Source organism: Trueperaceae bacterium (assembly GCA_002707365.1).
Taxonomy (GTDB): Bacteria; Deinococcota; Deinococci; order Deinococcales; family Trueperaceae; genus UBA6957.
The window spans coordinates 124,986-138,214 of sequence record PAMQ01000004.1 but is presented as its reverse complement, the minus strand read 5'-3'; the positions used below and the strand labels follow the sequence as shown (position 1 = coordinate 138,214).

Sequence of the window (13,229 nt, the reverse complement as noted above, 5' to 3'; positions counted from 1 at the left end):
TACGCCAATGTTTGAACCAGTAATTGGCCTAGAAGTCCACTTGGCTCTTAAGACGCAAACAAAGATGTTTTGCGGGTGTCCTGCCGACGGGTTTGGCGAAGATCCAAACGTTAATACTTGTCCAGTGTGCTTAGGACTACCGGGGGCCCTGCCCGTAGTTAACGTAGAGGCGATTCAGAAAGCCATCATGTTTAGCCTCGCGATTCAATGTACCGTTCCTAACCAAACCCAGTTCCATAGGAAGAACTACTACTATCCAGACGCGCCGAAGAATTATCAGATTAGCCAGTTCGACCAACCAGTTGGTGAGCATGGTTTCATCGAGGTTGAAGGCAAACGCATCAGGATTACACGCTGTCATGTCGAAGAAGATGCTGGCCGCCTTGTCCATCCCAAGTATGCGGACCACACCTTAGTTGATCTTAATCGTGCCGGGGCACCACTAATCGAGATGGTTACAGAACCAGATTTACGGACCCCCGAACAAACACGTAACTTCTTAAATCAGGTTCGAGCTATAGCTCAGGCTCTCGAAATATCAGACGCTTCGCCAGAGGAAGGCAAGATGCGTGCAGATGTCAACGTATCACTACGTCGCCCGGGAGAGTCGTATGGGACAAAAGTCGAAGTAAAAAACTTGAACTCCTTCAAGAGCGTGAAAAGCGCCCTTGAATACGAGATTAGTCGTCAAACAAGAATACTTGAGGTTGGAGAGCCCATCCGTCAAGAAACCCGTGGTTGGAATGAAGGCGGTCAAAAAACATACACCATGCGAACCAAGGAGGGAACAGCGGACTACCGTTATTTCGCTGACCCTGACCTACCACCACTTGAGCTAGGAAAGAAACAGATTGAGAACATACGATCTAGAACGCCAGAATTGCCTGGGCAAAAATGGACCCGCTATCTTGAGCTCTCATTGAAGCAAGCTGATGCTGAAATGATTGCGTATGATACAAGCCTTTCCCGCTTCTATGACGCTGCAGTGAACCTTTTTCCTTCTGGAGCGCAGGCTCTTGCTAATTGGCTTGTTAGTGATGTTATTGGTTATCTAAATAACAAAGGGCAAGACCTAGAAACAAGTGCGCTAACACCAGTGGAACTAGTTAATCTTGTGCGTCTCGTGGAAAACGACTCTATTTCAGGCCGAGTGGCTAAAGAAATCCTACCTGCTGTGATGGAAGGTCAAAACTCCGAAGACCTTGTAAAGGAGAGAGGCCTTACCCAAATCACGGATGTATCACAAATTGAACAGCTAATAGCAACTACCCTTCAATCCAATCCCAAGATCGTTGCCAGTATCAGTGAAAATCCCAAAGCAATCAATGCGCTCCTTGGGAGAGTCCTAAAAGAGAGCCGAGGTCAGGCTAAGCCTGACCTAGTCCGTCAGTTACTCATCCAAAAACTCAGAATAGAATGAATTCGAAAGGAAACGAAAAATTGTGGTTGGGATATATAATATTTTTTGTTAATTCACTCCACCTTGCTCGAATCAACTCAAAAAGGGGTTAATTATGATGCAAAATTCGACCATTAGCCTTCTTAAGTTACACCGAACTAAATATGATGCGCTTTTGTGAGTAATGATGTCACTTAATATGAATCGTCACGCAACTAGATTAAAGGCATCAAAAAATTTCAGAATCAACGTTGCTACGGACGACTGGAAAATACTTTATGGCCTTTTCAGGAGTAAGGGAAATAGCAAATTACCTGCCCAATTCCTGAGGGAATTCGAGTAGTGATTCTAATTATGCGAAAAGACGCTTTTTATGCTGGAAGAATCAGTCTCACAAAGAAAATTAATTTAGGGTCTTGCAATGGCAATAAAACCATTACCTCATTATCATGCACTACGACGTAGCTATTATAGGTGGTGGAATACTAGGGCTCAGCACCGGCATGGTCCTCTTACAACAAAGGCCCGACTTGAAACTTATTTTGCTTGAGAAGGAGTCGAGCTGGGCTAGTCACCAGACCGGGCGTAATAGTGGCGTAATACACTCAGGGATCTATTATAAGCCGGGTAGCATGAAGGCCCGTTTTGCTAAAGCTGGTAACCGGTCAATAGTTACTTTCTGTCAACGTCATAACCTTCCCGTTGAAATCTGCGGGAAAGTCATTGTAGCTACACGAAAGGATGAACTTCCGAGATTAGACGCCTTATATAAGCGGGGCCTAGAAAATGGTCTTGAAGTAGAGAATCTCAATGAGGAAAAACTCCGAGAAATAGAACCCCACGTTGCTGGAATTGGGGCCCTCTACGTCCCTAGTACAGGTATTGTAGATTACAGCTTGATAAGTCGCACAATAGCCTCCGAAATTGTGCGACTAGGCGGCGAGTTACGCCTAAATACTACGGTTACCAGACTTAATCAGATGACTCAAGGTGCTGGGCAGTTAGTTTCAACTTCACAAGGTGAAGTTGAAACTAACTTAGTAGTTAATTGTGCTGGACTTTACAGCGATCGAGTTGCCCATATGGGACAGACCGAAGTCAACAGTCGAATTATTCCGTTCAGAGGAGAATATTACGAACTAACACCAAGCGCACGTCATCTGGTCCACGGCCTTATCTATCCGATCCCAGATCCAGCCTTCCCATTCCTGGGGGTTCACTTCACAAAGATGATTGACGGTAACGTTCATGCCGGCCCTAATGCTGTTCTCAGCCTAAAGCGCGAGGGTTACAAAAAAACCGATGTCAACCTACGGGACGCAACAGAAATATTAGCCTTTCCGGGCTTCTGGCGATTAGCTAGCCGACATGTCAAGCATGGCTTAGCAGAGGTAATTCGCTCATGGAGTCGAGCTGCGTTTTTACATAGCCTACAAAGGCTTATTCCTAACATTCGGAATAATGATATTAAACCATCACCAGCCGGAGTTCGCGCCCAAGCGCTTAAAAACACGGGTGAGTTAGTTGATGACTTTCTCATCGTTGAAGAATTTTCAGGCATACACATTATCAACGCACCTTCCCCCGCAGCAACGTCTTCTCTGGAGATTGCGAAACACTTAGTTCATCGAATTGCTTCGCGGTTCCCAATCAAAAAGATTTTTACGCAAGGAAATTAAAACACAAAAATAACCACGAACTAATCACCTCCACGGAACCACGGTAGAGATTTTATCGATATTAACTAAGGGACAGAAACCTAACCCTGCTAACTCTCCTTATCCTAAATAATTAGTTAATTACGCTAGCATCAGTCACGTTTTTGCCCCAGCATCAGAGCCATGATCAAATTGTCTTCGAGACCTTCTTCGGTAAGGATGTGATCTCGTTCGCAACCTTCAAGAATAAAACCCTCACCTTTATAAAACTCAATCGCTGCTAGATTATGCGCTCGAACGTGCAGCGAAATTTTCTTGACACCCGAACCTAACGCCCAATAGCATCCGCGCCTCATAAGGGCCCGGCCGATACCCTGACGACGGTAAGGAGCTGCGACAGCCAGAGTAAGTACCACAACATGGCTCATAGTCATAGGACGGAACCTGTTAAGCTCCAACCAACCACACACCTGTTCACCATTAACGGCAACAAGCATTAGTGATTGGTAGCGATCAAGATACTCTAGATGCCTTCGAATTTCGCCAGCGGTAGGGGGTCCATCTCCCACAAACCAAGTTCCTTCTTCATAAATTCCCCTCTGAAGGGCAACAAGGTTCGCAGAGTCGTCTATACGGGCATGCCTGATATCAGTTTTAAGACTCATCGGGCGCATTAATTAAGCTTTAGTATAGCTCCACTGTCCTCACTGTCCGTCACGCCCTACGAGCTGGATTGGTATCCTGTTTAATGAGACACGGTTCATCTCAAAATCTTAAGGGGGTAATTCGATTGCAAAGGCTGGTCACTGCAGAGTCTGTCACTGAAGGGCACCCGGATAAACTCGCTGACCGTATCAGCGACGGTGTGCTCGACGCTATTCTAGCTACGGACCCGGATGCCAGAGTAGCTATAGAAACCATCTTATCTACAGGAGTAGCCCTTATAACAGGTGAAATCACCTGCCAAGGTTACGTGGACTTCCAAGAAATAGTTCGCAGGACTGTACGGGAAGTCGGTTACACCGATAGCGCCTTCGGTATAGACGCAGACCACTGCGCTGTTCTCATTGCTGTACATGATCAGTCTCCAGACATCGCGATGGGAGTTAATGAGGCTCTAGACTCGCATTCTGGTGATCCCTTTGATCAAACTGGAGCTGGAGACCAGGGCCTGATGTTTGGTTATGCCGTTTCTGAGACTCCAGAACTTATGCCCCTTCCTATTAGCCTAGCCCACAAACTGGCTGCTCGCCTGGCTGAGGTTCGAAAAAATAGCCTTCTCGAGTACCTACGCCCAGATGGCAAATCACAGGTCACCATCGCTTACGACGGTGATAGAGCCATTGAGGCAACTGCTTTAGTAGTTTCAGCTCAACACTCACCCGATATTGACCAAGAAACCCTACGCCGTGACCTCGAAGAGTTAGTAATCCGTGAAGTTATTCCCACAGCATTAATTACCCACAACACACGTATATACATAAACCCCACGGGCCGATTCGTTATTGGCGGCCCCCAAGCTGACGCTGGCTTAACGGGCAGGAAAATCATAGTCGATACATACGGTGGTGCTATTCCTCACGGTGGCGGTGCCTTCAGCGGTAAAGACCCAACGAAGGTCGATCGTAGCGCTAGCTATTACGCCCGTTACATAGCAAAAAATGTGGTTGCGGCTGGCCTTGCAAAACGCTGTCAGGTCCAATTAGCTTACGCGATTGGCGTCGCTCAACCAGTTGGTATGTACTTAGATACTTTCGGAACTTCTGATTTCGATGAAGAAAGTCTCATTCAAATGGTTTTGAAAGTTTTCGATCCAAGACCTGCAGCAATCATTAAACAACTTAACTTAAAACAACCTATCTACACGCCAACTAGTAGCTACGGGCATTTTGGCAGGGAAGCCTTTCCATGGGAAGCAACAGATCGAGCTGCCCAACTTCACGAATTAGCTTATTCGAAAGAGGGCCTACAGAATTAACTTCTCGGATAACCTTAATAAATCTATATGTTGCTGGTTATATTTTGAGCAGTACAAGTGGGGGCTTGATTGGCTTCTCCCGAAATTCTCCTATAAATTTGCTACTTTAGATCAAAGCATCAGGCTTTCTAGGCTCTTAACACCCTCCCAGGACCTATTTGCATGCTAAGTAGACTTCTCCTCACAACATTAGGAGTCTTAGCAAGTGCTGCATTAGCGCAAAATCCAGGGCAACTAGCTCACGAATTCACTCTGGTCAACAAAAATGGTCAGGTGGTCCGCATGGATGATTTCAAAGACCAAGCTATAGTCCTCAATGCCTGGGCCACCTGGTGCTCTTTCTGTATTGATGAGATCCCTTTATTTCAACAAGTTCATAACGAAATAAATATAGACAAAATCCAAGTAACATTTCTACTAATCAACCTGGGAGAAAATGCTGACCGCGCCTTGAAATTCCTTGATGAGCAGGTAACTACTAATCTACTAACCTTGTTTAGTCCTACTAAGGCCCAGCTCAATAATTACCCCAACGTTAAATTTGACAGTTCTCAAAACCTCCTGGCTGGAAACTACAGAGTCAGGGCTATGCCCACAACTTTCTTCATAGGGGACGATGGAATAATATCTAGCGTTAAGGTGGGCCCAATCACCGCCGATGAGATGATGGATCACCTATCCGGCCTCGGAGTCGAGTGGAGTCCTTGAAAATTAGTTGCCAATTATCCTCGAATAATCCCAACAGTGTTCCGGTACGTTTGCACCTGGCTTTGCACACTGTGGCATTTATGCTCGGTTTATCAGCAATATTCGTTGCGTTAGGATTTAGTGCCGGTTTAGTCAGCAATTTCTTATTCGAATTTGGCAATATTGTTAGAATCGCAGCTGGGATTTTCCTAATGGCTATGGGGCTAATTAAACTCGGCCTTATCCCCATACTTTTCCTTCAACGAGACGTGCGGTTCCATATACAAAATAAATCCGCAGGATATCTCAGGTCTGTAATAGTAGGTGTTGCTTTCGCAGCTGGCTGGACACCCTGCATCGGACCTATGCTAGCTGGAATACTAGGCATCGCAGCTGCTACAGGCAACGCTGTTAAGGGAAGCTTATTGCTCGGTTTCTATGCGCTTGGTTTAACCATTCCGTTCCTTATCTTTGGTCAGGCTATACCAGCTTGGCAGAGGCTTCGACGCTACACAAACCTCCTTGAAAAGGCTGGTGGAGTACTTCTAATTTTAGTCGGCTTTGTCTTGCTGACGGGATCTATAAAACTCTTTGGTCCTTACCTAGCAAGCCTAGGTAGTGTCGAAGGGTTAATTTTAGGTGGTGCAAAAACCCCAACACTTGGCCTTTCTTTCTTTGCCGGAATACTTTCTTTCCTTTCCCCATGTGTTCTCCCTCTTGTACCCTCTTTCCTCGGATATCTCACCGGAACAGCCATAGACCAAGTCCTGGAAGGTAGCAAGCTTTGAATTACTATTGGACGCTACTGCTGACCAACCAAGATCAACCCCCCCCTCGCAATAACTTTGGAATAACATTGTGACCAAGAAACGAATCGTAATTGCGGGAGGCACGGGACTTCTTGGGCGCTACCTGGTGCAGGCAGCTAGCGAATACGATGTAGTTGTCCTAACGAGGAGCGTCAATAGAAACCTCCGAACTGCACAAACTGTGCAATGGTCACCCGAATCTGTATCGACCGCGAATTTGAATGAAATTAATAGGCTAGCTTCTATACTTAATGGGGCGCACGCAATAATAAACCTGGCTGGCTCATCGATAGGTGCTGGCAGACTCGGGCCCAAACACCGGCGTACGGTTTTGGAGAGCCGGCTAGATTCTACTAGTACTTTGGTGGAAGCATTCTTCCGAACACGTAATCCCCCAAAAGTTTGGTACCAAGCATCTGCTGTCGGTTTATACGGCGACCGTGGCGAAGAATTACTTACAGAGAACGCTGGCCCCGGATCCTCTCTTTTGTCCGATATCACCGAACGTTGGGAATTATCTGCCCAGCCTGTATCGAAAATAGTGCGGCTGGTGATTGGACGCGGCCCCTCATTCGCAATTGCTCCCGAAGCACTTGCGTGGCGAAGATTCTTAAAACCCATCAAGGGTTTTATTGGTGGGCCACTGGGAGGAGGTAAGCAGTGGTTTACATGGATAGACGCACATGACTATGCCCGTGCAGTGCTCCACCTTATAGAAAATGAGTCTAGCTGTGGTGCATACAACATCGTCGCCCCCAAACCTGTTCGCCAAATCAAGCTTACCCAGATGTTAGCTCGCCAGTTAAGGAAACCTGCATTCTTACGAGTTCCAGCCTACGGTCTCCGCTTGATACTTGGTGCCGTTGCCGATGAACTCATACTAGCTAGTACCCGTGCAATCCCCGGAAAACTTTTGTCTGAGGAATTTGACTATCACTTCCCAGATTTAGGTGAGTTGATGAAAAAGATGTACAGCTAATCCTTGCATAAGTTTTTACCCAATCAGCGGCCGTCAAAGAACACGAGTCAAACCTAGCGCTACCGTTCAGCAATCAAATATAAGCGTCAACTTACTATCTAAACACCAGTATCTCTATTAACAAACCCTATGTGTGCCATGACGTAGAAGATTGCCGTTATACCAAGTAAAACTGCGAAATTAACCAACTCACCATTACCGTTTAGCACTCCTGAAACATCTAGATAGTAGAACGGCGAAAAATATCTAAGGCCTTCAAGATTGTCTACTAACTTAGAAACAATATTTGCCGCGTAAGTTAACACCAACAATCCTGCACCTATACCACTACCAACGCTCGTTTTGCCTGTTAAACCTTGTGCCGCTAGTGAAGCCATCGCATATACCATTCCGAGTAAAAAGACAGATAGAGATGCCAGAGCCACATTTTTAAGGTTCACATCAAAGACAAACAGCGCCTTACCAAGAACTACGCCTAGAAATGCACTAAATGCCACTATGAATAGAGTAGTTTTAATTGCAGCGAGTTTCTGCCAGATTATCTTACTTCTGCTTATTGGGCTCGCTAGTAGTAATTCAAGCGTACCAGAGTCTTCTTCTCTACCGATTGCTTTTGAAGCAAATGCGATGCCTGTGATTGCGACAGCAAACGGTAAGAATAGAGAATATAATTCAACAGCTAAAAAACCCTCTGGCGTTGCCGCCGCTGACATGTCACCAACGAATGCTGAAAGCTCTGATGGGACAATATTTGCAAATCGAGTTATCTCACCTGCAAACGACTCATGTAATACCGTAAACAGAAGTGCAAATACAAACATGCCTAATGAAGTGGCAAATAGACCAATTTTTCTGTCCCAAACAGCTTTACCAAATATTGAATTAAGCATTTTTGTTCTCATTATAGTAGTGCATAAATAAATCTTCTAGGTTCGTCTCTTGCTCGTCCAAGTCTACTGGTTTGTGCTTTGCTAATTCACTCACAAACTCCGCAACACTACCTGTTATGGTTGCCGTCAAGTCATTGTCATTTACGATAACTTCCTTAACTGATTTTAATTCAGCAAATTTAGACTTGTCAGGTTTAGTATCAAATGTCGCACGGAAACGTCGAAGATTAAGCGATTTTGCATTCCTAACGTCTTCTATGCCCATTAGCTTGCCTTCACTAATAAAAGCTGCTCGGTCACATATTTTCTGTACTTCTGTTAAGTCGTGTGACGAAACGAATATAGTCTTACCCTCTGTCTTCATTTCAAGAACCATAGCGTAGAACGCCTCTTTCATAAGCGGGTCAAGACCACTTGTCGGCTCATCTAGAACGAGTATTTCTGGCTTATGCATAAATGCCTGAATAAGACCAACTTTTTGTACGTTACCCTTTGAAAGTGTGTGCATCGGTCTTTCTAAATTTGCATTCAATCTTTCTACAAGTTCATCGACATATTTCCAATCAGTTTTTTTGCCAAGGCTAGTTAGGAATTTCAGAGCATCCCTGCCTTTCATATTTTTATACAGTGCAATGTCACCTGCTAAATAGCCAACGTGGTTTTTAATCGCAACACTTTCTTTGACACTGTCTAACCCTAAAATAGTTGCTGAGCCTGACGACGGTTTGATGAAGTTGAGAATGGTGCGAATGGTTGTGCTTTTTCCAGCTCCATTTGGTCCTAGAAAACCGAAAACCTCACCATTTTCCAGCTCCATACTTACATCATCTATGCCCCTGTACTGACCGTAGGTTTTTGTGAGATGAGTTAATTTTAGTGGTACTTTTTTTGGCATATTACTCCTTATATCGACTACATCATTTTTTGTGTAACTAATTGGTTGCGGAAGCCGCCAGCAATCTAGCACATATAAGATCTACACAAAGAAATCTTGTAACTTGTGCCCACGTTGAGCTCTAAAAAGATGAAACATCCAAATAGAACAATTACCCAGCACCCCAGTACCATCGACAAACACCAAAAAATGTCAAGAGAAAAAACTAGTTGCTGGGATTGGTCTTCAGCGTCAGGATTGTAAAACTCTCCGTCGTAGCTACATAATTAGTCTTTTGTGTCAGAGCCTACAACGCTGTCCTGTATAAGACCATCTATTTCTTGTCTTGTTAATCCAAGGGTTCCCTCCAACACCTCACGAGTATGTTGACCAAGGTAGGGGGGCGCAGATCTCCTCGAAGCCACTTTTCCAAAAGGACTTCCCACCATTGGAATGGGTCCAACAGTCGGGTGAATAATCTCTGAAACCATGTGACGAGCAGCGACCTGAGGATCCCCTAAAGCCTCGGGCAGTGTGTTGACTGGAGTTACAGGTACACCAGCCGCCCGAAGGCGCTCGATCCAATCGTCCCGATCACGCCGTAGAAATGCTGATTCCAGTTTTCCAACAAGCACCTCTCTATGCTCTACACGACTCTCGTTTGTTGCAAAACGTGCGTCCGACGCCAATTGCGTAATATCAAGAACTTCACACAGGCTGGTAAACTGAGTGTCATTACCCACAGCAATGACGAGGGAACCTTCGCGAGCTAAAAAAGCTTGGTAAGGAACTAGACTAGGATGACCACTACCCAGAGGGACAGGGGCCTGACCGGTAAGTAAAGTAGCCTGGGCCTGATTAACCATGCTCGCTAAAGCCACATCAAAAAGGGCTATATCCAAATAACGTCCTTTACCCGTACGGTTCCTTTCGTAAAGTGCCGCTAAAATCCCAGTTGCTGCATGAACCCCGGTAAGCACGTCGACCCAAGCTACCCCAATCTTGGTCGGACCGCCATTCTTTTCACCAGTCATCGCCATTAATCCCACCAAACCCTGAATTGATGCATCGTAGCCCGGCTCTGCTGCACGAGGACCAGTTTGACCAAACCCAGTGATGGAAGTGTATACAAGCTGGGGATTATGACCTTGTAGCGTCTGATAATCGAGCCCATAACGAACAAGGTCCCCAGTTTTAAAGTTTTCGACAAGGACATCAGCATCCATAGCTAATCGAGAGACTAATGAGCGGCCCCGCTCATCCTTTAGATTAACCACCACACTTTTTTTGCCCCGGTTAGTGGATAGGTAGTAAGCACTCTCGCCATCTACAAATGGAGGTCCCCAAGACCGAGTATCGTCACCAACAACCGATTCTATCTTGATCACCGTGGCACCCAAATCAGAAAGTAGTTGGGTGCAGTACGGTCCAGCTAGGACCCGAGTCAGATCTAGTACCGTCACCTCTTCAAGCATCATTGTTACCTCCAATTTACGGAGACACACCGTCAATCAGTTCAACCTGACCACCACGACCCAATTCCTGTAACATGCGGTCAGGCCGGTCGGTGATGACACCTCCAACTTTCATGTCAAGAAGCCGGCTAATATCGCTCCTGAGGTTAACCGTCCACACTTGGACATCAACATTTTTCCGTCTAGCGGCGGAAACAAACCGTGATGTTACAACTCGTAGGCCTCCTTGGTATTCTGGGACTTGAAAAGCTTCTATTACCGGCTTATAGGTGTCACTAAGGAAAACTGTATTTAGCAGGAAAAATATTAGAACCTCACGAGGAGAGGCTGAAGTCGCAAATTCAGGACATATTTTCCGAAAGTTTGACAATACCCGTCGATGAAAACTGCCAACTATTACAGATTCAGCTCTTCTTGCCTCTCGCAAGGTATCGCAAAGGGTTCGGGTAACGACCTCCGAATCCGGCTTAATCTCAATTGCCATATTTGTCTCAGGAAACCGCGTCAAAACATCTTTGAGGGCAGGTATCTGAATGCCCAACCCTCGATAAGGAAACTTGTACCCTTTCTGTTCCGACGACCAATTGTAACCGGCATCTAGAGACCGTAACTCAGCAAAAGTCAACTCCTCTACCAGTCCCTTACCATCCGTTGTACGGTCAACAGTCTCATCATGGACAACAACCAGGACACCATCTAAGCTAGCCCTCACATCCATTTCAAGGACATCTACGCCAAGCTCAGCTGCACGTTGGAAGGAAAACAAGGTGTTCTCGGGCCAAAGCCCTGCACCACCCCTATGAGCTATAACAAGCGGGGTTTCAAGGCCTTGGTAAAAGAGATGCGATGGGCGAGGTGAAGCCCATAAAATAAATACAATATAAATTACTATTGCAGGGACCAGAACAATCGAAAGTAGGCGAAAAGCTACCCGCATCCAATAATGTTACATCTGTACGACCAAATCCGGAAACAACTTACGTGATCTGCTAAGCACAGATAGTTAGGTCGCCACCTTCACCACGAAATGATCGAGTGCAGGAAGAAGAAATTAATCTAAGAAATCACGGAGCTTACGAGTACGGCTCTCATGATACTTAAGTTTCCGGAGAGCCTTGTTCTCAATCTGCCGAATACGTTCCCGGGTTACACCGAAGTGACTACCTACTTCCTCCAGAGTGTGCTCCCGACCATCAACTAGACCTTTTCGGAGCTTAAGTACCATTGCTTCGCGCTCATTTAGCTTACTCAATGCCTCTTCTAATTCTTCAGATAAAATGATTTTGCTTGCTTGCTCAACTGGGCTCTCGACATTCTCATCCGGTATGAAATCTCCATAGAAGCTGTCTTCCTCATCGCCGATAGGAGTTTCTAGGCTAAATGGCTCCCGGGTAAGTTTGAATGCTTCTTCAACCTTGTCAGCAGTCCAATCAGGACCCATGGCGTCAGCAATCTCCTCGTAAGTAGGCTCACGGGAAAGTTCCTGTTGCAAACGACGAGAAGCCCTGGTCAATTTATTGATAGTCTCAACCATATGGACTGGAATACGGATAGTCCTTGATTGGTCGGCAATCGCCCGGTTTATAGCTTGGCGTATCCACCAAGTAGCATAGGTAGAAAACTTGTAACGCCGACGATACTCGAATTTCTCCACAGCTCTGATTAGTCCCTGATTTCCTTCTTGAATAAGGTCAAGGAAACTCATTCCACGACCGTTATATTTTTTAGCGATAGAGACCACAAGTCTAAGGTTTGCCTCTATCAAATGTTGTCTAGCTAAATCTCCGTCCTCCACGATCCTACCTAACCCACGGAGATCGCGCTCGGAAAGTCCTTTTGGTTTTTCAAGTAAAGTATCGCGAGCCTCTTCTCCTTCTTCGATACGCCGCGCAAGAGCGATCTCCTCTTCCAACGTAAGTAGTTTGACTCGACCTATCTCCTGCAAATATTGGCGGACCGGATCATTAGTCTTGACTCTTGAATCAGCAAGGGCTTCAGCTCTCGCTTCAAGCTCGCGCCGACCCATCGCGGTATCTTCCTCGACCCCCTGTTCAGCATTTTCTCCGTTCCCTTCCTGAATACCGTCATCGTCAAGAATTTCGTCATCGGCTAGATCAGCAATAGCTATTTTTTTCTCCGCTATTATGCCCATCAAATCCTCAAAATTAGCTTCTTGGCTATCCAACTTTAGGTGTTTTAAGGCTTGATTAAAAGCTACACTGATCCTTTCAGTGTCCAAAGAACCTTCCTCTTGACCTTGTTCAAGAAGCTCCTTGATCTGGGGAGATTCAATCCAGGCTGGTAATTTAGGGATTTTGGCAACTTTCTCTTTCACTTTAGCCATACTGGCTCCTTCGTTACGGTGGTGTCGTAATTTATGATTAACTTAGCTAGACTGCACTAACAGCATTGGTCTCCTACGGCCCAATAATTACCTAAAGCAAATCTCTTAAGAAAGACCTACCAGGCCCGGATTGTAG

General features: G+C 45.7%; 12 protein-coding genes. 6 read left to right on the top strand and 6 right to left on the bottom strand.

Features of this window, described 5'->3' with window-relative positions; translation table 11 throughout:
* Positions 1-7 precede the first annotated feature (7 nt).
* Positions 8-1,420, top strand: a complete 1,413-nt coding sequence (locus tag CMO31_01700; GenBank protein ID MAZ52714.1) for an Asp-tRNA(Asn)/Glu-tRNA(Gln) amidotransferase GatCAB subunit B — start codon at positions 8-10, stop codon at positions 1,418-1,420.
* Between the two features lie 428 nt (positions 1,421-1,848).
* Positions 1,849-3,078 carry an L-2-hydroxyglutarate oxidase gene (locus CMO31_01695; protein ID MAZ52713.1) on the top strand — a complete coding sequence of 410 codons (1,230 nt, stop codon included), beginning with the start codon at positions 1,849-1,851 and terminating at the stop codon, positions 3,076-3,078.
* A 131-nt stretch (positions 3,079-3,209) separates the two neighbouring features.
* Here CMO31_01695 and CMO31_01690 read toward each other — a convergent pair whose 3' ends face one another.
* The gene (locus CMO31_01690; protein MAZ52712.1) at positions 3,210-3,731 is read right to left on the bottom strand and encodes a hypothetical protein; all 522 of its coding nucleotides are present in this window, start codon (positions 3,729-3,731) and stop codon (positions 3,210-3,212) included.
* A 74-nt stretch (positions 3,732-3,805) separates the two neighbouring features.
* Here CMO31_01690 and CMO31_01685 point away from each other — a divergent pair, with 74 nt between their 5' ends.
* From CMO31_01685 to CMO31_01670, 4 genes are all read left to right on the top strand, one after another.
* The gene (locus CMO31_01685) at positions 3,806-5,035 is read left to right on the top strand and encodes a methionine adenosyltransferase (GenBank protein ID MAZ52711.1); all 1,230 of its coding nucleotides are present in this window, start codon (positions 3,806-3,808) and stop codon (positions 5,033-5,035) included.
* A 162-nt stretch (positions 5,036-5,197) separates the two neighbouring features.
* A complete protein-coding gene (locus tag CMO31_01680; GenBank protein ID MAZ52710.1) occupies positions 5,198-5,743 on the top strand; it encodes a hypothetical protein in 546 nt (181 codons plus the stop codon).
* Between the two features lie 80 nt (positions 5,744-5,823).
* Entirely contained in the window at positions 5,824-6,510 is a 687-nt protein-coding gene (locus CMO31_01675; protein MAZ52709.1) for a cytochrome C biogenesis protein, read from the top strand.
* A gap of 67 nt (positions 6,511-6,577) precedes the next feature.
* Complete coding sequence (locus CMO31_01670) at positions 6,578-7,510, top strand: TIGR01777 family protein (protein MAZ52708.1); 933 nt, start codon at positions 6,578-6,580, stop codon at positions 7,508-7,510.
* 98 nt (positions 7,511-7,608) lie between these two features.
* Here the strand turns inward: CMO31_01670 and CMO31_01665 are convergent, their stop codons facing one another.
* The 5 genes from CMO31_01665 to rpoD form a co-directional block, all read right to left on the bottom strand.
* On the bottom strand, positions 7,609-8,412 hold the full coding sequence (locus tag CMO31_01665) for a hypothetical protein (protein MAZ52707.1): 804 nt from the start codon (positions 8,410-8,412) through the stop codon (positions 7,609-7,611).
* On the bottom strand, positions 8,393-9,295 hold the full coding sequence (locus CMO31_01660) for an ABC transporter (GenBank protein MAZ52706.1): 903 nt from the start codon (positions 9,293-9,295) through the stop codon (positions 8,393-8,395). The genes CMO31_01665 and CMO31_01660 overlap by 20 nt, the downstream gene beginning before the upstream one ends.
* 266 nt (positions 9,296-9,561) lie before the next feature.
* Positions 9,562-10,752, bottom strand: coding sequence for a CoA transferase (locus CMO31_01655; protein ID MAZ52705.1), 1,191 nt, complete (start codon positions 10,750-10,752; stop codon positions 9,562-9,564).
* A gap of 13 nt (positions 10,753-10,765) precedes the next feature.
* Positions 10,766-11,686: a glycerophosphodiester phosphodiesterase gene (locus CMO31_01650; GenBank protein ID MAZ52704.1), complete on the bottom strand. Its 921-nt coding sequence runs from the start codon at positions 11,684-11,686 to the stop codon at positions 10,766-10,768.
* A 114-nt stretch (positions 11,687-11,800) separates the two neighbouring features.
* Positions 11,801-13,093: an RNA polymerase sigma factor RpoD gene (gene rpoD, locus CMO31_01645; protein MAZ52703.1), complete on the bottom strand. Its 1,293-nt coding sequence runs from the start codon at positions 13,091-13,093 to the stop codon at positions 11,801-11,803.
* Between the last annotated feature and the right edge of the window lie 136 nt (positions 13,094-13,229).

Coding starts and splice junctions, on each gene's coding strand:
- CMO31_01675 (MAZ52709.1), top strand. CDS start 5,824: ATGCTCGGTTTATCAGCAATATTCGTTGCGTTAGGATTTAGTGCCGGT.
- CMO31_01655 (MAZ52705.1), bottom strand. CDS start 10,752: ATGATGCTTGAAGAGGTGACGGTACTAGATCTGACTCGGGTCCTAGCT.
- CMO31_01690 (MAZ52712.1), bottom strand. CDS start 3,731: ATGCGCCCGATGAGTCTTAAAACTGATATCAGGCATGCCCGTATAGAC.
- CMO31_01665 (MAZ52707.1), bottom strand. CDS start 8,412: ATGAGAACAAAAATGCTTAATTCAATATTTGGTAAAGCTGTTTGGGAC.
- CMO31_01700 (MAZ52714.1), top strand. CDS start 8: ATGTTTGAACCAGTAATTGGCCTAGAAGTCCACTTGGCTCTTAAGACG.
- CMO31_01695 (MAZ52713.1), top strand. CDS start 1,849: ATGCACTACGACGTAGCTATTATAGGTGGTGGAATACTAGGGCTCAGC.
- CMO31_01680 (MAZ52710.1), top strand. CDS start 5,198: ATGCTAAGTAGACTTCTCCTCACAACATTAGGAGTCTTAGCAAGTGCT.
- rpoD (MAZ52703.1), bottom strand. CDS start 13,093: ATGGCTAAAGTGAAAGAGAAAGTTGCCAAAATCCCTAAATTACCAGCC.
- CMO31_01660 (MAZ52706.1), bottom strand. CDS start 9,295: ATGCCAAAAAAAGTACCACTAAAATTAACTCATCTCACAAAAACCTAC.
- CMO31_01685 (MAZ52711.1), top strand. CDS start 3,806: ATGAGACACGGTTCATCTCAAAATCTTAAGGGGGTAATTCGATTGCAA.
- CMO31_01650 (MAZ52704.1), bottom strand. CDS start 11,686: ATGCGGGTAGCTTTTCGCCTACTTTCGATTGTTCTGGTCCCTGCAATA.